We start from the raw sequence: 16,400 nt of genomic DNA, 5'->3' as shown, positions 1-16,400 counted from the left end.
GTTCCCGCAAACAGTCCAATGCCCCGATAAAAGACAGGACCAATATGGCTGACCTCCATATCCATATAAATCGTGATAGGGGAGGGATTGCCGGGCAGATCGCCTCCGAGCTGCGCGAGTCCATCAGGGGCGGCCGGCTGACTCCGGGCACCCGTCTTCCCGCGACCCGCGACCTCGCCACCGACCTCCAGGTCTCCAGGGGCGTGGTGGTGGAGGCGTACGAGCAGCTCGTCGCCGAGGGCTTCCTGGTCTCCAGGGTGGGCGTCGGCACCCAGGTCACCCCCAAGGCCCCCGCCAGGCCCGCCGCTCGCCAGACGGCGGCGCCCCGCCCCACGCCGGCGCGCCGGAGCGCCCCCGTGTGCGCGCCGTTCTACGGGCATCGCCCCACCTCTCCCGACCTCAGCCACTTCCCCCGCGAGCGCTGGCTCGCCGCCGTCAGGCACGTCCTGACCACCGTCCCCTCGGAAGCCCTCGACTACGGGGACCCCGGCGGGGTGCCCGAACTGCGCGAGGAGCTGGCCGGCTACCTCAGGCGGGTCAGGGCGGCGGACGTGCGCCCGGAGAACCTCATCATCGTGGGCGGCGTGGCCCAGGGCCTGAGCCTGGTCCTGCACGTGCTGAGCCGGCAGCGCCCGCTCCGGCTGGCCGTCGAGGACCCGACGAGCCACCGCCAGGTGCCGCTGCTCAGGCGGGCGGGCGCGCACCTCGTGCCGGTCCCCGTGGACGAGGAGGGACTGGACGTGCGGAGGCTGAGTGGCGACGCCGTCCTGGTCACGCCGGCGCACCAGTACCCGACGGGCGTGGTCCTCTCGCCGCCGCGCCGGGCCGCCCTGATGGAGTGGGCGTACGCGGGAAACCGGGCGATCCTGGAGGACGACTACGACGCCGAGTTCCGCTTCGACCGCGACCCCGTCGGCTGCCTCCAGGGCCTGGCCCCCGACCGGGTGATCCTCTCGGGCAGTGTGAGCAAGGCGATGGCGCCGGGTCTGCGCCTCGGCTGGGTGGCGGCGCCCCCCGACCTGGCCGAGGCGGTACGCCGGGCACGGGGCGAGCTGGATCTGGGCTCGCCGGTCATCGAGCAGTACGCGCTGGCGCACTTCCTGCGCACCGGCGGCTACGACAAGCACCTGCGCAGGATGCGCCGGGAGTACCGCCGTCGCAGGGACGCCCTGGTCAGGGCGCTGGCCGAGGAGCTGCCCGAGATCCGGGTCAAGGGCATCGACGCGGGCCTGCACGTCTACCTGGAGCTGCCGGACGGCTGGGACGAGCTCAGGACCACGCGCGCCGCGCAGGAGCTCGGCCTGTCCACCGAGCCCGTCGCGCCGATGCGCGACTCGCCGGGGCCCGCGGCCGTGGTGGTGGGCTTCGCCCGGCTGCCGGCGCACAAGGCATTTGAGGCCGTACGAGGCTTAAAGGTCAGCATGTCAGGACAAAACGTTGACTGAGGGAGAAGACCTCGCTTAGAAAGAAAGCCTGATCCCGATTGGAGGCGCCATGCGTGTGGGACTGCTGGGTCTGGGCAGGATCGGAGCCTTTCACGCCGCGACCCTGGCCGCGCATCCGCTGGTGGACGAGCTGATCGTGGCCGATCCCGTACGTACCTCCCCGTACGGCGGGCCGGGGGACCCCTTCGAGTCGGACGCCGTGGTCATCGCGACCCCGACCGGCACCCACGCCGAGCTCATCATCAGGGCCTGCGAGCAAGGCATACCCGTCTTCTGCGAGAAGCCGGTCGCGAGCACGGTGGCCGAGACCGTCAAGGTGCTGGAGGCTAGCGCGGGCAACCGGGTGCAGATCGGATTCCAGCGCAGGTTCGACCCCGGGTACGCGGCGGCGGCGCACGCGCTGCGCGGTGGGGAACTGGGGGAGTTGCACCGCGTTCACCTGATCACCGCGGATCCCGCGCCACCGCCCGCCGAGTACATCGCGACCTCAGGCGGCATCTTCCGCGACTGCCACATCCACGACTTCGACATCCTGCGCTGGGTGACGGGCCGCGAGGTGGTCTCGGTGTACGCGATGGGAGCGAACCGCGGGGCGTCGTTCTTCGCCGAGGCGGGTGACGTCGACAACAGCGCCGCGCTGCTCACCCTGGACGACGGCACGCTGGCCACTCTGCAGGGCTCGCGCTACAACGGCGGCGGCTACGACGTCCGCATGGAGCTGGCCGGAACCAGGCGCACCCAGGCCGTCGGTCTCGGCCCGCGCGCCCCCCTCTTCACGACCGAGGACCTGCCGCGTCCTGAGAAGGCCTGGCCGGACTTCGTCACCCGCTTCGAGACCGCCTACCGCAACGAGATCGACGGCTTCCTGACGAGTGACAAGAGCCTCTGCACGATCGAGGACGCACTGGAGGCGCTTTACGTGGCCGAGGCCGCCGACCTGTCACTGCGCGAACGCCGCACCGTCGAGGTGGCGGAGGTACGGCGGTAAAGCCCCCAGGAGCAGCACGGCGACGCACCGCCCGGAGGGAGGGGAGACCTCGACCCGGGCGGTCAGGCGGTGGAGGGGGCGGAGGTTCGGCGATTGGGCTCGAAGCCCGGGGCGAGGACGATGATGACGGAGGCCAGCACCAGGGGCGCGGCGAACGCCAGCCGCATGTCCGCGGCGTCCGCGATGCCGCCCACCAGGGCCGCGCCCACGATGAAGCCGACGTAGTTGAAGAGGTTCACCCGGGCGATGGCCACCCCGGTCCCGGCCGGGTCGAGCTTGCCCGCCGCCGAGAACGACTGCGGTGCCACCACCGACAGTCCGATCCCGGTCAGCCCGAAGGCGACGATGCCGAGCGGCTGGTTGGGGGCGAGAACGACGCCGAGGAAGCCCAGGGTGGCGATCACGCCGCCGATCCTGACGATGGCGGCGGGGCCGTACCGCCGCACCGCCAGGTCGCCGCCGAGCCGGACAGCCAGGGTGGTCGCCTGGTACGCGACGTACGCCAGCGGGATCACCTGCGCACTCGCTTGGAGCACGTTCTTCATGAACACGGTGTTGAAGTTGGAGACCGCGGCGTCGCCGACGTACAGGAAGGCCATGGCCAGGCAGAGCGGGATGATCGGCCGCCACGGGAACTTGCCGGCGGCGGCGCCGGCGGGGGCGTCCTCGACCTTCTCCTCCTCGGGAGTGCACAGGTGGCGCCCGGAAAGGAGTGAGCCCGCCACCGCGAACACCATCGGGATGGACATGATCAACGGAAGCGGGAGATCGGCGGCCGCCGACGCCCATGCCGCCCCGAGCATGCTGAACACGCTCCACACGCTGTGGAACCCGTTCAGCACCTGCACGCCGTACCTGCGCTCGACCGCCACGCCCTGCATGTTCATGCCCGCGTCCACCGCGCCCACCCCCAGCCCGAACAGCAGCAGCACGGGCAGCAGCAGCGGCACGTTCGGCGCGAGGCCGACGAGCACCACCGCGGCCGCGACCACGGGCTGGGCGATGCGGAGGAGCAGCTTGCTGCCGAACCGGGCGGCGAACGTGCCCGCCGCGACGCTGCCGACTCCCGCGAACACGGGCACGATCAGCAGCAGGAGCGTCAGGGTTCCCTCGTCGAGGCCGTGCTTGGCCTGCAGGTTCGCGACCTGGATGAGCAGCGAGGCGAATGACAGGCCCTGTACGGCGTAGACGACGTACGTGGCGCGGCGGGCCTGGCGATCACGCAAGGACGGCACTATGGCCTCCTGATCGGGGGGAAATCAAACGTGAGCCGGGGTCAGGTTAGCGGCCCGCCACTCCGTTCCGCCACCCCGGCAACCGCGGCCTCGCCGAGCTGATCGGGCTCCTCCCCCGGTCGCCTGGCCGCCGCCCACACGCCGAGCGCGAGGAGGGCGGCCACCTCTGTGACGGCCAGACCACGCTCCACGAGCCCGAGCGGCATGACGCGCCACCACGGCATCCCGTCGCGCGCCCCGATCAGCATGACCGCGGCGATGCCCACGACCCACAGCACAGAGCAGATCCCGAGCCCGAACGCCACCAGCGTGACCCTCGACCGCTCCCGGCGCCGCCAGGGCCTGGCGATGATGACGGCGGCCAGCGGCAGGCTGAGGAAGGCGATCAAGCTGCCCATCCGGTGGATGCTCCCGTGCAGGCTGGGCCCCACCGACCAGTCGTTCTTCTCGAACCACGCCGTCATGAACAGCCCGACGCTCCACCCCATGAGCGCGATGGTGCCGAAGATCCCGGCCAGCCTCTTGCGTGCCAGCGACACCCCGATGGCCGCCGACCCGGCCGCGAGCAGGCCCACTGCCAAGCCGAAGATCCACCCGTCGGGGCCGAGGCCGTGCTCGCTGATGGTCCGCTTGAGCGGGTTCGTCTCGTCGATGCCGGCCAGCTCGAGGACCACGATCATCGCTATGCCCGCGCCTGCCGCGCCGAGACCCCATCGCGCCGGTTGATGCACGCACACACCTCCCTTTTCGAGATCAACGGAGAGGAGCGCGCGGAGATTCCTCTCAGGCGAGCGTACGCCGGACGAGGTCGTCGCTGAGGTCGCGCAGCCGCTTCCTCGCCTCCAGGTCGTACGCCTGGGCGTTCGCCCGGCTCTCCCGGTCCTGGTCGAAGTAGCGCCCCGTCACCCCGTCGAGCCCGTCGATCAGCCGGAGCGTGGCCGCCGCGCCCTGGCCGACGCTGCTGATCGGCGGCACCAGCGCCTCGCGCACCATCGAGGTGTTCATGAACGTCGCCGGATGCAGCGCGTTGACCGTCACGCCCTTATCCGACAGCTCCTCCGCCAGGTCGAACGTGAACATGATCTGCGCCAGCTTGCTCTGCGCGTAGGCGCGCATCCGGCCGTACCCCTTGGTCAGCATCGGGTCGTCGAAGTCGATGGCCTGCTGCCCCACGGAGGCCACGTTCACCACGCGTGCGGGCGCCGAGGACACCAGCAGCGGCTCCAGCCGCCGCGTCAGGTGGTATCCGGCCAGGTAGTTGACCGCGAAGCGGAGCTCGATGCCGTCTGCGCTCTCCGCGCGGCCGGAGAACGGCTTGCCGCCCCCGACCCCGGCGTTGTTGACCAGGACATCGAGCCGGTCGAACCGGTCGAGCACCTCCGACGCCATCCGCTCGACCTGCCGCAGCTCGGCCAGGTCGGCCACAATGCCCTCACTCCGGCCACCCGCCCGCTCTCGCACGCGGCGGACCCGCTCGGGGTCGCGGCCGTGCACGATCACGAGGTCGCCCGCCGCCACGAGCCTGTGGGCCAGCTCCCTGCCGAGGCCGTCGGTGGCCCCGGTGATCAGGATCGTCCTCATGCCTTCAGCTTCCCTCCTCCGTCCACGGTCAGCACGGTCCCGGTCACGAACGAGTTGCGCACCACGTACTCGATCGAGGTGGCCACGTCATCGGGCGTGCCGACGCGCCCGACCGGCAGGCTCGCGGCGGTGCCCTCCAGGAACGCGGCCCGCGCCTCTTCCCCCAGCCCCGACCACCAGTCGGTGTCGATCACGCCGGGGGAGACCGCGTTCACCCTGATGGGCGCCAGCTCGACCGCCAGGCTGGGAACCGCGGCCTCGATCGCCCCGTTCACGGCCGCTAGAAGGGACGCGCCGGGGAAGGCCGCGCCGGCCGACGCCGCCGTCACGAAGGTGATCGAGCCCCCGGCGCTCAGCGCGCCCAGCGCGGCCTGCGCGGTCAGGAACTGCGGGACCAGCTTGTTCTGCACCGCGCCGGTCAGCGTCTCGCTGGTCAGCGAGCTCAGCGGCCCCGCGCCGCCACGGCCCGTCACGGTGATGATCACATGATCGACGCCGCCGAGCCTCTCGAACAGCGCCCGCATCGCGCCGGTGTCGCGGGCGTCGAGGACCTCGCCGCTCGCCTGGTCGCCGAGCTGCTTCAACGCCGCCTGCAGTCGCTCTTCCGAGCGGCCCGTGACGAACACCTCCGCGCCACCCGCGGCCAGCCGGGCCGCCGTCGCCAGGCCGATGCCGGACGTGCCGCCGACGATCACTACTCGCATCTCTGGATCCCTTTCAATTCGAGACATCTTGCCTCGAATATAAACGAGGCATGGTGTCTTGTAAAGTGGGCGCCATGGTTGGCAGACCACGCAGCGAAGTGGCCAGGAAAGCGATCCTCCGGGCGGCGCTCGACCTGTGCGCCCGCGACGGATACCAGAACGTCACGATGAAGGGCATCGCCCAGGCGGCCGGCAGCGGCAGGCAGACCGTCTACCGCTGGTGGCAGACCAAGGCGCAGGTCCTGCTCGAGGGCCTGACGGACGTCCTGGCCGAGGAGGTCCCGGCGTTGCCGGACACCGGGGACGCGCGGGCCGATCTCGTGACGTTCCTGGAGCAGACGTTCGCGCTGGCGCAGGGGGTCGCGGGGCAGGTAGTTGTGGGGCTGATGGCCGACGCTCAGGCAGATTCCGGGCTGGCCGCCGAGCTGAGGGCGAAGATCATCGCTCCGCGCCGCGCCGCCCTGCGCTCGGTGCTGGAGCGTGGCGCCGTACCGGATGACGTGGGCCTGGACCTGGCCGTCGATCTCGTGTTCGGCGTGATGTGGTACCGGCTGCTCAATCGCCACGCCGAGGTGAACTCCGAGTTGGCGGAGGAGATTGCCGGACTTCTGGCGCGAATCCGCTGATGCGGGTCCGTTCGGCGCGAGCGATTATCCCGGGCGCCGGTTATCGTCGGATTGTGAACGAACGCGCGGGATCGTGGCTGCCGAAGCTGCAGGAAGTCGGAGAGCGGCTGGCCGAGGAGTTTGTGGCGGCCCGGCGACCGCAGGCGGCGAACGACGTGCCGCCGCCCCACGAGCTCCGTGCGTCCGACGCCGACCGTGAGCGCATCGCCCAGGTGCTCCAGGACGCGCACGCCGACGGCCGGCTCACCCTCGACGAGCTGGAGGAGCGGCTGGGGGTGCTCTACTCCGCGCGCACGCTCGGCCAGCTGGCCGAGCTCACCACCGACCTGCTGCCCGCCGACGAGCAGCCGCTCAACCTGGACGGCCGCCCTGTGTCGGCCATCTTCAAGCAGGAGCAGCGCGGGGGGCGCTGGGTCGTGCCGGCCGAGCTGGACGTGACGGCCATGTTCGGCACCACCAAGCTGGACTTCCGCGACGCGATCCTGCAGAACCGGCAGGTCATCATCAACGCCACCCTCGTTTTCGGCGGGCTGGAGATCCAGGTGCCGGAAGGGCTCGAGGTGATCAGGGTCGCCAAGGGCAAGACGGTCCGCCTGACCAAGCAGCCGACCGACCCCGGCGCACCCGTGGTCGAGGTGCGCACCACGAACTTCGTGGGCGATGTCAAGGTCAAGGAGCCCCCACGCCGCAAGCGCCGCCGCTGACGGCGCCTCGGCCGCGACGGCGCTGGTCGTCGCGCTCAGCCCCATCCGTACGTGGAGGTGGTCGCTGGTTCGCGGTGGGTGCGCTCAGCCCGTGGTGTCGAAGTTGATCGCGCTGTACGCCCGCAGTTTCCAGAGCTGGTGCTCGCTCTCGATCTTGCGGATCGTCCCCGACCGGCCGCGCATCACCAGCGACTCGGTCACCGCCGAGCCCGCGCGGAACCGTACGCCCTGCATGAGCTCGCCGTGCGTGATGCCGGTTGCCGCGAAGAACACGTCGTCGGACCTGACCAGGTCGTTCGTGGTGAGCACCTGGTTGAGGTCGTGCCCGGCGTCCAGGGCCTTGCGGCGCTCGGCGTCGTCGCGCGGCCAGAGCTTGCCCTGGATCACGCCGCCCAGGCACTTGAGGGCGCACGCGGCCACGATGCCCTCCGGCGTGCCGCCGATGCCCAGCATCAGGTCGATGCCGGTGCCCGCACGGGCCGCCATGATCGCGCCGGCCACGTCGCCATCGGTGATGAACTTGATCCGCGCGCCCGTCTCCCTGATCTCCTTGACCAGCCGCTCGTGCCTGGGCCGGTCGAGCACGACCACGGTCACGTCGTAGGGCGAGCAGTGCTTGGCCCTGGCCACCGCGTTGATGTTCGCGGAGACGGGTGCCTCGATGTCGACCACGTCGGCGGCCTCAGGGCCGGTGACCAGCTTCTCCATGTAGAACACGGCCGACGGGTCGTACATCGAGCCGCGCTCGCTCACCGCGATCACCGACACCGCGTCCGGCATGCCCAACGCGGTCAGCCTGGTGCCGTCGATGGGGTCCACGGCCACGTCACAGTCAGGGCCGCTGCCGTCGCCCACCTGCTCGCCGTTGAACAGCATGGGGGCGTGGTCCTTCTCGCCCTCGCCGATGACCACAACGCCGTTCATGGAGACCGTGTTGATCAGCTGTCGCATGGCGTTCACCGCGGCGCCGTCGGCGCCGTTCTTGTCCCCCCGGCCGACCCACCTGGCCGCCGCCATCGCGGCCGCCTCCGTGACCCGGACCAGTTCCAACGCCAGGTTGCGGTCAGGGGCATGCTCACCCGTGGCGAGCGCGGGCGGTACGGATGTCTGATCGGACATGATGAGCAGCCTCCTCGTGGGGAATCTACGTCGATCGTAGTTGCCCCTCTATTCCCGCCCAGAGGCGGATAATCTGCCCAGACTCGGGCGGATTCGTAACGCGGGACGGCCTCGGTAAGCTTCGACTGGATTGCCCTGTCATAACGGGGAACGGATTTTGCGCCATACCGTGTGCACGTGAAGGATCTTGCCTCCACCATGGAGCATGGCGCCCCGCCATGGAGGAGACCTGAATGAGCGATGTGGAGAACATGGCCGTCCAGCCGCGCATATCCGAGCGCGGCGCGGCCACGCGTAGCTCGCTTCTCGCCGCCGCGAGGGAAGTCTTCGCCTCCAAGGGCTTCGCAGAAGCGGGCGTGACCGACGTGGTGGCCAGGGCCGACGCCAGCGTGGGCAGCCTGTACCACCACTTCTCCGGCAAGGCCGATCTCTACCTCACGCTGTTCGAGGAGTTCCAGGGCAGGCAGACGCAGCGGACGAAGCAGGCCGCCCGTGCGGCTCGCGCCGCCGGCGAGACCGACCCGATGCGCGTGTTCATCAGCGCCGCCCGTGCCTATCTCGACGGGTGTCTGGAGGAGCGCGAGCTGGCCGACCTGTTCCTGCGCGGCGACGGGCCGCCCGGCTTCGACGTGGTCATGCGCGACAGGTTGCTTAAGTGGGCGCAGCTCAACGCGGCGCTGTTCGAGGACGAGGGCGCGCTGGTCGTGGTCGTCACGGGTGCCCTGGCCGCGGCTGTGTCCGAGGTGGTGCGTACGGGCGACCGCGCTCTGGCCGAGGAGGTGCTCGCCATCATCGGCCAGATCCGCCCGGCCACTTCGGCGACCGCCCCCACCAGCGGGTAACCTCGCCAAGTGTGCGACGGTTCACCACAGGTTTCTACGGCTACGCGGTAGCGCTGTTCGTCTGCCTCGCGGCGGCCGGACTGTTCCTGCTCGTCACCCCGCAGAGCCGCGAGGAGCACATTCCGCGGCTCGACTACTCGATCACCGTCGCCAACTTCGGCCACTCGGTGCCGTACGGAGTGTGGTCCCCGCGGCAGGACCCGCAGGGCTGGGTACCCAACAGCAACAAGATCGCCAAGGGTGAGAACGGCGCGCAGGTCCTCTACCTCGGCTACGCCACCGCCAAGCGCCAGCATGCGATGTTCGTGCAGAGCAACGAGCAGCCGGCGGCCGGGTTCGCCAGCCGCATGGCCAGCTCCGACAAGGCCGTCGGCACGCAGCAGGTCGGCGGTGTGACGTGGGAGCAGCGCTTCCGCGAGGACAAGAAGCAGCGCTCGCTGGTCCGCGTCCTGCCCGAGGTGACCCTCGTGATCACCGGTACGGCCGACTGGCCGGAGCTGGCCGAGCTGGCATCCGTCCTGCAGCAGCGCCCCAAGGGCTGACCGCTCCGGCCTTCACCTGCGCCTGCCCCGCGGATGTCGGCCGGCGCGTCTAGGGTGGTGCTCGTGGCAGCAGAAGAGAAGGCACCCTCATACGAGCAGGCGCGCGAGGAGCTGACCGACGTGGTGCGGCGGCTGGAGACCGGCGGGCTCACCCTGGAGCAGTCCATCGAGCTGTGGGAGCGCGGCGAGAAGCTGGCGGCGGTCTGCGAGGAATGGCTGCAGGGGGCCAGGGTCAAGCTCGCCGCCGCCATGGCGCGCCGCTCCGAGCCCACAGCGGGTCACGCCGACGACGCGCCGTTCTGAGCGGTCCCGCCCCCTTTTGCTGGGCGACCTGCGCGAGTCCTCTCATGTGCCGAACGTAGACCCCGGATCGCTCAGGTGCCCTCGGATCGGCCGGTGTCCTCCGCGCGCACGGTCAGCCGGTCGTCGCTCAGGCGGATCGTCAGCAGGGAGCCAGGGGAGACGTCCTTGGCCAGGCGCACCACCTCGCCCGAGGGGTGCTGCACGATCGCGTAGCCGCGCTCCAGCGTGGCCGCGGGGGACAGCGCGATCAGGCGGGCACGCAGGTGGGTGAGGTCGTCGGAGGCCCGGTCGAGCGAGCCGGACAGCGAGCGCCTGGCCCGGTCGCGCAGCGACTCGACCTGCTCGGCATGGCGCTCCAGCTCGCGCACCGGGTCGGCCAGCGAGGGCCGCGAGCGCACCGAGGTGAGCCAGGACATCTCCCGGTCGAGCCAGCCGCTCATCACTCTGCGGCCCCGGTCGCGGAGCTGGCGCACCAGTGTGAGCTGCTCGCCGACGTCGGGCACGACCTTCTTGGCGGCGTCTGTGGGAGTGGAGGCGCGCACGTCGGCCACCAGGTCGAGCAGCGGGCTGTCCTGCTCGTGGCCGATGGCGCTCACCACGGGGGTGCGGCAGGCGGCCACCGAGCGTACGAGCGTCTCGTCGGAGAACGGCAGGAGGTCCTCCAGCGAGCCGCCGCCGCGGGCGATGACGATCACGTCGACCGAGGAGTCGGCGTCGAGCTTGCGCAGCGCCTCGGTCACCTCGCCCACCGCGTATGGGCCCTGGACGGCCACCTCCTCGACCTTGAACCGCACGGCGGGCCAGCGCCTGCGGGAGTTTTCCAGCACGTCGCGCTCGGCCGCGGAGTCGCGGCCGCAGATGAGCCCGATCGTGCCTGGCAGGAACGGCAGCCGCCGCTTCCTGTCGGCGTTGAACAGCCCCTCGGTCGCCAGCAGCTGCCTGAGCCGCTCCAGCCTGGCCAGCAGCTCGCCCACGCCGACCGGGCGGATCTCCAGCGCGGTGAAGGCGAACGAGCCTCTGTTGACCCAGAAGTCGGGCTTGACCTGCATCACGACCCTGGCGCCGTCGGCCGGCCGCGGCACGGCGGCTTCGTAGACGCCGCGCGGAGTGGTGACCTTGGCCGACACGTTGGCGACCGGGTCGCGCAGCGTCATGAACACCGTGCCACCACGCGCGCTGAGGTCGGTGATCTGGCCCTCGACCCAGACCGTGCCGAGTCTGCCGATCCAACCGCCCACCATCTGAAGGACCGTGCGGATCGGCAGGGGAGACTCGGGTGAGGTCTTGTCGGTCATGCCCGAAGACTACGGGGTCGGTGTGACTATTCCCCGGCCTGCAGCTTCGCCAGGCGGTTCTCGAACATCTTGATCACCTCGGGCCGATCCTTCGTGGCCTTCTCGAAGGCGAGGAAGTCGCCGATCTGCTCGGCGGTCTTGCCCCGCATCCTGGCGCGCAGGGACGCGACGGTCAGCTCGGAGTAGCCGGGCAGCGGCTCGGCCAGGTCCCCGGGAGCGGGGGTGCCTGCGGAGGCCGGCTCGGCGGCAGCCGCGGGCTCCGGCGCGGCGACGGGCTCCTCGGCGGGCTCCTCGGCGAGCTCCTCGGCCGGCTTCTTGGCCGGCTTCTTGGCCGCGGCGGGCTTCTTGGCGGTCCTGCGGGTGGCCTTCGGCTTGGCCGCGGGGGTCTCCTCCACGACGGCGGGCTCCTCCACGGCGGCGGCCTTCGCCTCGACCTCGGCGGGCTTCTCCGCGACGGCGGGTTTCTCCGCGACTGTGGGTTCGGCGGCGGTCGTGGCGGCGGGGGCGGCCTCGGGCTCGGCGGCGGCCTCCTCCACGACGGTGGCCTTGGGCTCGGCGGCGGCCGCGGGCTCCTCCACGACGGCGGGCTTGGGAGCTGCGGAGGTCTCGGGGTTGGCGGTGGCCGCGGACTCGGACTTGCCGGCCGGGGTGAAGATGACCGGGTCGGGCTTGGTCATGGCGACGCCGTTGGGCTCGGCCGAGCCGGGGCGCGGCGCGAAGATCACCGGCTCCTTGCGGGCGGGCTTGTCCTGCTCGGCTGCCGGAGCGGCGGCCACCTGGTCGGCGGCGGGGGTACGCGACTCGTACGCCTCCTCCTCTTCGCGCTCCTCCTTGTTGCCCAGGCTCTTGATGGAGTTCTTCACCCGGTCCACGACCAGCAGTGCCTGCCCGGCCGCGCTGAGCGTGGTCTGGATGACGAGGAGCGGAAGGTCCTTGGCCTTTTCCTTCAGCTCATCCTTGTTGGTGACGGTCTTTGCGATGTTGCGTATCACGTCGCTGAGGGACATGACGTCTCCCTGGGAGGTCAGTATTGGACGGCTAGTCTGGCAAACCGCGGGCAACCACGCACGCGCGGGCCTGATGGCCGCTCCACGTAGCATAGAAAGTATGGAGCCCCAGACCCCTACTTCCCGCCGAGTACTCGTAGCCAAGCCGCGCGGCTACTGCGCCGGAGTCGATCGAGCCGTGGTAGCGGTCGAGAAGGCACTGGAGCAGTATGGTGCGCCGATCTATGTACGTAAGCAGATCGTCCACAACACCCACGTCGTCAAGACGCTCGAAGCCAGGGGCGCCATCTTCGTCGACGAGACCGATGAGGTGCCAGAGGGCGAGATCGTGGTGTTCTCGGCCCACGGCGTTTCCCCGGCCGTGCACCAGGAGGCCGAGCAGCGCGGGCTGCGCACCATCGACGCCACCTGCCCGCTGGTCACCAAGGTGCACAACGAGGCCAAGCGGTTCGCGAGCCAGGACTACGACATCCTCCTGATCGGGCACGAGGGCCACGAGGAGGTCGAGGGCACCTCGGGAGAGGCCCCTGACCACATCCAGCTCGTGGACGGGCTCGACTCGGTCGACAGGGTGCAGGTGAAGGACCCGAGCAAGCTGGTGTGGCTGTCGCAGACCACGCTGTCGGTCGACGAGACCACCGAGACGGTGTCCCGGCTCAAGGAGCGCTTCCCCACGCTGATCGACCCGCCGAGCGACGACATCTGCTACGCCACGCAAAACCGGCAGGTGGCGGTCAAGGAGATCGCCGCCGAGGCGCAGCTCGTCATCGTGGTCGGCTCGGAAAACTCCTCCAACTCCAAGCGCCTGGTCGAGGTGGCCAAGGACTACGGCGCGGAGGCGTCGTACCTGGTCGACAACGCCGCCTTCATCCGCGACGAGTGGCTCGAAGGCGTCACCACGGTCGGCGTCACCAGCGGCGCGTCCGTCCCGGAAGAGCTGGTCGAGGAGGTGCTGGCGCGGCTGGCCCAGCACGGGTTCGACGACGTGACGGAGGTCGAGTCGGTGCAGGAGAGCATGCGCTTCGCCCTGCCCCACGAGCTGCGCAAGGACCTGCGGGTGTCCTAGTCGTCCCCGCGCGGCGTCCCGTACACCTTGGGCTCGAAGTAGCCCTCCGGCTCCGGCACGAACGTCTGACGCGGGCGCGGCACCTCCGCGCCCGCCTTCAGCTCTTCCCGGAGGTCGCGTACGTTGTCGCGCAGCCCGCGCCTCCAGGCGACCCCCAGCACGACGGCCGAGCCCGCGAACAGCCACGGCGCGCCGCTGGTCAGTGACGTGTAGAGGCCCAGCGCCAGCGACTGCACGATCGACACCGAGCCGAACGCGCGCCCGAGCTCGACGAAGAGCGTGGCGCAGAAGAACACCAGCGGCGGCGTCACCACCAGCGACAGCAGCTCGCGCCGGTTGACCAGGAGCACGCCGAGCAGGCTCGACAGCACGAAGGCCCCGCCCACGATGTACGGGATGTCGAGCAGCGCCGTCAGCACGTAGCCCGCCAAGGTGGAGACCAGGGCGAGCGCGATGGCGCCGCGAGCGGTCAGCCTGACCGCGGAACGCCTCTTCTCACCCAATGCTCCCCACCCCCATTTATTGCGACCCGTTGGCCAACTTACCGTTGGAGTGGGAAAGCAGAGGTGAGGTTTCCAGCAGTTCCGGGGATGCCAGGGGTCTGGGCAGGTCCTCGAGCATCTCGGGCGAGTCGAGATCACGGTCCACGACACCCAGATCGTGCAGTTTGCGCGCGGTGACCAGGACGCGGCTTTCGAGCGATCCGACTGATTTGTTGTACGCCTCCACGGCTCGCGTCAGTGCCCTCCCGAGCGAGTCGACGTTCCTGCCCAGGGAGGACAGCCGCTCGTACAGCTCCTTGCCCAGCTCGAACACCGCCCGCGCGTTCTCGCTCAGCGCGGCCTGCTGCCAGGCGTAGTGCGCGGTGCGCAGCATCGTGATCAACGTCGTCGGCGTGGCGATGTGGACCCGCCGCGTCATGGCGTATTCCAGCAGCCCGGGATCGCGTTCGAGCGCCGGGGCCAGGAACGCCTCGCCGGGGATGAACAGCACCACGAACTCCGGCGACGGGTTGAACCCCTGCCAGTAGGACTTGGCCGCCAGCCGGTCGATGTGCTCGCGCACGTGCCTGGCGTGGGCGTCGAGCCTGACCGAGGCGAGGGACTCGTCGGACGCCTCAGCGGCCTCCAGATAGGCCGCCAGCGAGACTTTGGAGTCGACCACGATGTTCTTGCCCCCGGCGAGCCTGACGACCATGTCGGGGCGCATGGAGCCCTCCGTGACCTGCTCGTCGAAGTCGCAGTGGCGCTGCATGCCGGCGATCTCGGCGACCCTGCGCAACTGGAGCTCGCCCCACCTGCCGCGCGCCTCCGGCCGTTGCAGGGCTCTGACGAGGGCGGTGGTCTGCGAACGCAACTGCTCGTGGCTCTGCCGTACGAACTCCATCTGCTTGGCCAGCTCGGCACGGGCCGCACGCTGGCCGGACTCGGTGTCGCGCAGCTGGGACTCGACCCGCGCCAGCGCGTCCTTCAGCGGCTCCACCAGGTGCTCGACGGCCTGCTTGCGCTGCTCCAGATCGCCCGCGGCCTCGGCTCGGGTGGCCGCCAGCCTGGTCTCGGCCAGCTCGAGGAATCGCACGTTGTTGACGTCGAGTGCGCGCGTGGACAGGGCCTGGAAACGCTCGGCGAGCTGCTCCTCGACGTAGACCAGCTTGTCGGCGGCCGACTTGGCCCGCGCGTCGGCCTCGGCCACCCGCACCGCCGCCCGCGTCCTGGTCACCAGGAACCCGATGAGGAGACCGGCGGCCAGACCTACGAGAAGCGAGACGATGTCCACTCGATCGATGATTGCAGGACTCCGGCGCCCCGTTCCCGCCCGACACGCTCGTTACGCTGAAGCACGTAAACTTGGGCACCGTGAGTCTCTCCATCGGTATCGTCGGTCTGCCCAACGTCGGCAAGTCCACGCTCTTCAACGCGCTGACGAAGTCCGGCAACGCGCTCGCCGCGAACTACCCGTTCGCCACCATCGAGCCGAACGTGGGCATCGTGGGCGTGCCCGACGACCGTCTGCCCAAGCTGGCCGAGATCTTCAACTCGGCCCGCATCCTGCCCGCCAAGGTCGAGTTCCTCGATGTGGCGGGCCTGGTCAAGGGGGCTTCCGAGGGGCAGGGCCGGGGCAACCAGTTCCTCGCCAACATCCGTGAGACCGACGCGATCTGCCAGGTGGTCCGGGTCTTCAGCGACCCCGACGTCACGCACGTCGACGGCGAGATCGCTCCCAAGCGCGACATCGAGACCATCAACACCGAGTTGATCATGGCCGACCTGCAGACGGTCGAGAAGGCCATCCCGCGCCTGCAGAAGGAGGCGCGCAACAACAAGGACAAGAAGGTCGCGCTGGAGGCCGCTGAGGCCGCCCTGAGCGTGCTGGAGACCGGCAAGACCATCTTCGAGAGCGGCCTCGACCGCGAGGAGATCCGCGACCTGCACCTGCTGACGGCCAAGCCGTTCCTGTACGTGTTCAACCTCGACGCCGACGAGCTGACCGACACCGCGCTCAGGGAGCAGCTGTCCACGCTGGTCGCGCCCGCCGAGGCGGTCTTCATGGACGCCAAGATCGAGTCGGAGCTGGTCGAGCTCGACGAGGAGGAGGCGCTGGAGCTGCTCCAGTCCGTCGGCCAGGAGGAGTCGGGGCTGCGGCAACTCGCCAGGATCGGCTTCGACACGCTCGGCCTGCAGACCTACCTGACGGCCGGGCCGAAGGAGAGCAGGGCCTGGACGATTCGCAAGGGCGCCACCGCGCCTGAGGCGGCCGGTGTGATCCACACCGACTTCCAGCGAGGCTTCATCAAGGCCGAGGTCGTCTCCTTCGACGACCTGGTCGAGACGGGCTCCATCGCCAGCGCCCGCGCGGCGGGCAAGGCGCGCGTCGAGGGCAAGGACTACGTCATGCAGGACGGCGACGTGGTGGAGTTCCGCTTCAACGTCTGAGCGCCGCAGC

The 16,400-nt window shown here is 70.2% G+C and carries 18 protein-coding genes; 9 read left to right on the top strand and 9 right to left on the bottom strand.

Going from position 1 to position 16,400, the window contains the following annotated elements; translation table 11 throughout:
• The first annotated feature begins 44 nt into the window (after positions 1-44).
• The gene (locus ACQPWU_RS52605) at positions 45-1,445 is read left to right on the top strand and encodes a PLP-dependent aminotransferase family protein (protein ID WP_433434410.1); all 1,401 of its coding nucleotides are present in this window, start codon (positions 45-47) and stop codon (positions 1,443-1,445) included.
• 49 nt (positions 1,446-1,494) lie between these two features.
• On the top strand, positions 1,495-2,433 hold the full coding sequence (locus ACQPWU_RS52600) for a Gfo/Idh/MocA family protein (RefSeq protein ID WP_433434408.1): 939 nt from the start codon (positions 1,495-1,497) through the stop codon (positions 2,431-2,433).
• A gap of 62 nt (positions 2,434-2,495) precedes the next feature.
• Here the strand turns inward: ACQPWU_RS52600 and ACQPWU_RS52595 are convergent, their stop codons facing one another.
• The 4 genes from ACQPWU_RS52595 to ACQPWU_RS52580 are packed head-to-tail and all read right to left on the bottom strand — an operon-like array spanning position 2,496 to position 5,953.
• A complete protein-coding gene (locus tag ACQPWU_RS52595) occupies positions 2,496-3,668 on the bottom strand; it encodes an MFS transporter (RefSeq protein ID WP_433434406.1) in 1,173 nt (390 codons plus the stop codon).
• A 41-nt stretch (positions 3,669-3,709) separates the two neighbouring features.
• A complete protein-coding gene (locus tag ACQPWU_RS52590) occupies positions 3,710-4,399 on the bottom strand; it encodes a DUF998 domain-containing protein (RefSeq protein WP_433434405.1) in 690 nt (229 codons plus the stop codon).
• Between the two features lie 52 nt (positions 4,400-4,451).
• Complete coding sequence (locus ACQPWU_RS52585; protein WP_433434403.1) at positions 4,452-5,249, bottom strand: SDR family NAD(P)-dependent oxidoreductase; 798 nt, start codon at positions 5,247-5,249, stop codon at positions 4,452-4,454.
• The gene (locus ACQPWU_RS52580; protein ID WP_433434401.1) at positions 5,246-5,953 is read right to left on the bottom strand and encodes an SDR family oxidoreductase; all 708 of its coding nucleotides are present in this window, start codon (positions 5,951-5,953) and stop codon (positions 5,246-5,248) included. Before ACQPWU_RS52580 ends, ACQPWU_RS52585 begins: the two co-directional genes overlap by 4 nt.
• A gap of 74 nt (positions 5,954-6,027) precedes the next feature.
• On the opposite strand from ACQPWU_RS52580, the gene ACQPWU_RS52575 reads away from it, so the two are divergent.
• On the top strand, positions 6,028-6,579 hold the full coding sequence (locus ACQPWU_RS52575; RefSeq protein WP_433434399.1) for a TetR/AcrR family transcriptional regulator: 552 nt from the start codon (positions 6,028-6,030) through the stop codon (positions 6,577-6,579).
• 53 nt (positions 6,580-6,632) lie between these two features.
• Positions 6,633-7,283, top strand: coding sequence for a DUF1707 SHOCT-like domain-containing protein (locus tag ACQPWU_RS52570; protein ID WP_433434397.1), 651 nt, complete (start codon positions 6,633-6,635; stop codon positions 7,281-7,283).
• A gap of 84 nt (positions 7,284-7,367) precedes the next feature.
• Here the strand turns inward: ACQPWU_RS52570 and glpX are convergent, their stop codons facing one another.
• Complete coding sequence (gene glpX, locus ACQPWU_RS52565) at positions 7,368-8,402, bottom strand: class II fructose-bisphosphatase (RefSeq protein WP_433434395.1); 1,035 nt, start codon at positions 8,400-8,402, stop codon at positions 7,368-7,370.
• A 233-nt stretch (positions 8,403-8,635) separates the two neighbouring features.
• On the opposite strand from glpX, the gene ACQPWU_RS52560 reads away from it, so the two are divergent.
• The 3 genes from ACQPWU_RS52560 to ACQPWU_RS52550 are packed head-to-tail and all read left to right on the top strand — an operon-like array spanning position 8,636 to position 10,089.
• Complete coding sequence (locus tag ACQPWU_RS52560) at positions 8,636-9,244, top strand: TetR/AcrR family transcriptional regulator (protein WP_433434394.1); 609 nt, start codon at positions 8,636-8,638, stop codon at positions 9,242-9,244.
• Positions 9,245-9,255: 11 nt separating this feature from the next.
• Positions 9,256-9,786 (top strand): DUF4245 domain-containing protein, encoded by a 531-nt coding sequence (locus ACQPWU_RS52555; protein WP_433434392.1) that lies wholly within the window; start codon positions 9,256-9,258, stop codon positions 9,784-9,786.
• A gap of 33 nt (positions 9,787-9,819) precedes the next feature.
• Positions 9,820-10,089, top strand: a complete 270-nt coding sequence (locus ACQPWU_RS52550) for an exodeoxyribonuclease VII small subunit (RefSeq protein WP_360683405.1) — start codon at positions 9,820-9,822, stop codon at positions 10,087-10,089.
• A gap of 71 nt (positions 10,090-10,160) precedes the next feature.
• Here the strand turns inward: ACQPWU_RS52550 and xseA are convergent, their stop codons facing one another.
• Both xseA and ACQPWU_RS52540 read right to left on the bottom strand, forming a co-directional pair.
• Positions 10,161-11,384 (bottom strand): exodeoxyribonuclease VII large subunit, encoded by a 1,224-nt coding sequence (gene xseA, locus ACQPWU_RS52545; RefSeq protein WP_433434390.1) that lies wholly within the window; start codon positions 11,382-11,384, stop codon positions 10,161-10,163.
• A gap of 26 nt (positions 11,385-11,410) precedes the next feature.
• Complete coding sequence (locus ACQPWU_RS52540; protein WP_433434389.1) at positions 11,411-12,391, bottom strand: hypothetical protein; 981 nt, start codon at positions 12,389-12,391, stop codon at positions 11,411-11,413.
• A gap of 100 nt (positions 12,392-12,491) precedes the next feature.
• Here ACQPWU_RS52540 and ACQPWU_RS52535 point away from each other — a divergent pair, with 100 nt between their 5' ends.
• Complete coding sequence (locus tag ACQPWU_RS52535; protein WP_433434387.1) at positions 12,492-13,457, top strand: 4-hydroxy-3-methylbut-2-enyl diphosphate reductase; 966 nt, start codon at positions 12,492-12,494, stop codon at positions 13,455-13,457.
• Here the strand turns inward: ACQPWU_RS52535 and ACQPWU_RS52530 are convergent.
• Together ACQPWU_RS52530 and rmuC are read right to left on the bottom strand one after the other, a co-directional pair.
• On the bottom strand, positions 13,454-13,960 hold the full coding sequence (locus tag ACQPWU_RS52530) for a DUF6542 domain-containing protein (RefSeq protein WP_433434385.1): 507 nt from the start codon (positions 13,958-13,960) through the stop codon (positions 13,454-13,456). The genes ACQPWU_RS52535 and ACQPWU_RS52530 overlap by 4 nt on opposite strands.
• A 16-nt stretch (positions 13,961-13,976) precedes the next feature.
• Positions 13,977-15,233 (bottom strand): DNA recombination protein RmuC, encoded by a 1,257-nt coding sequence (rmuC, locus tag ACQPWU_RS52525; RefSeq protein ID WP_433434383.1) that lies wholly within the window; start codon positions 15,231-15,233, stop codon positions 13,977-13,979.
• An 80-nt stretch (positions 15,234-15,313) separates the two neighbouring features.
• Here rmuC and ychF point away from each other — a divergent pair, with 80 nt between their 5' ends.
• Positions 15,314-16,390, top strand: a complete 1,077-nt coding sequence (gene ychF, locus ACQPWU_RS52520; protein WP_433434381.1) for a redox-regulated ATPase YchF — start codon at positions 15,314-15,316, stop codon at positions 16,388-16,390.
• Positions 16,391-16,400: the final 10 nt, after the last annotated feature.

The sequence above is a fragment of the Nonomuraea sp. CA-141351 genome (genome assembly GCF_050944675.1).
Taxonomy (GTDB): domain Bacteria; phylum Actinomycetota; class Actinomycetes; order Streptosporangiales; family Streptosporangiaceae; genus Nonomuraea.
This window is presented reverse-complemented; position numbering and strand designations above follow the sequence as displayed.

What these genes read in the sequence shown, in the direction of transcription:
- ACQPWU_RS52605 (WP_433434410.1), top strand. Translation starts at nt 45, where the DNA reads ATGGCTGACCTCCATATCCATATAAATCGTGATAGGGGAGGGATTGCC.
- ACQPWU_RS52600 (WP_433434408.1), top strand. Translation starts at nt 1,495, where the DNA reads ATGCGTGTGGGACTGCTGGGTCTGGGCAGGATCGGAGCCTTTCACGCC.
- ACQPWU_RS52585 (WP_433434403.1), bottom strand. Translation starts at nt 5,249, where the DNA reads ATGAGGACGATCCTGATCACCGGGGCCACCGACGGCCTCGGCAGGGAG.
- ACQPWU_RS52580 (WP_433434401.1), bottom strand. Translation starts at nt 5,953, where the DNA reads ATGCGAGTAGTGATCGTCGGCGGCACGTCCGGCATCGGCCTGGCGACG.
- ACQPWU_RS52575 (WP_433434399.1), top strand. Translation starts at nt 6,028, where the DNA reads ATGGTTGGCAGACCACGCAGCGAAGTGGCCAGGAAAGCGATCCTCCGG.
- glpX (WP_433434395.1), bottom strand. Translation starts at nt 8,402, where the DNA reads ATGTCCGATCAGACATCCGTACCGCCCGCGCTCGCCACGGGTGAGCAT.
- ACQPWU_RS52560 (WP_433434394.1), top strand. Translation starts at nt 8,636, where the DNA reads ATGAGCGATGTGGAGAACATGGCCGTCCAGCCGCGCATATCCGAGCGC.
- ACQPWU_RS52550 (WP_360683405.1), top strand. Translation starts at nt 9,820, where the DNA reads ATGTCGGCCGGCGCGTCTAGGGTGGTGCTCGTGGCAGCAGAAGAGAAG.
- xseA (WP_433434390.1), bottom strand. Translation starts at nt 11,384, where the DNA reads ATGACCGACAAGACCTCACCCGAGTCTCCCCTGCCGATCCGCACGGTC.
- ACQPWU_RS52540 (WP_433434389.1), bottom strand. Translation starts at nt 12,391, where the DNA reads ATGTCCCTCAGCGACGTGATACGCAACATCGCAAAGACCGTCACCAAC.
- ACQPWU_RS52535 (WP_433434387.1), top strand. Translation starts at nt 12,492, where the DNA reads ATGGAGCCCCAGACCCCTACTTCCCGCCGAGTACTCGTAGCCAAGCCG.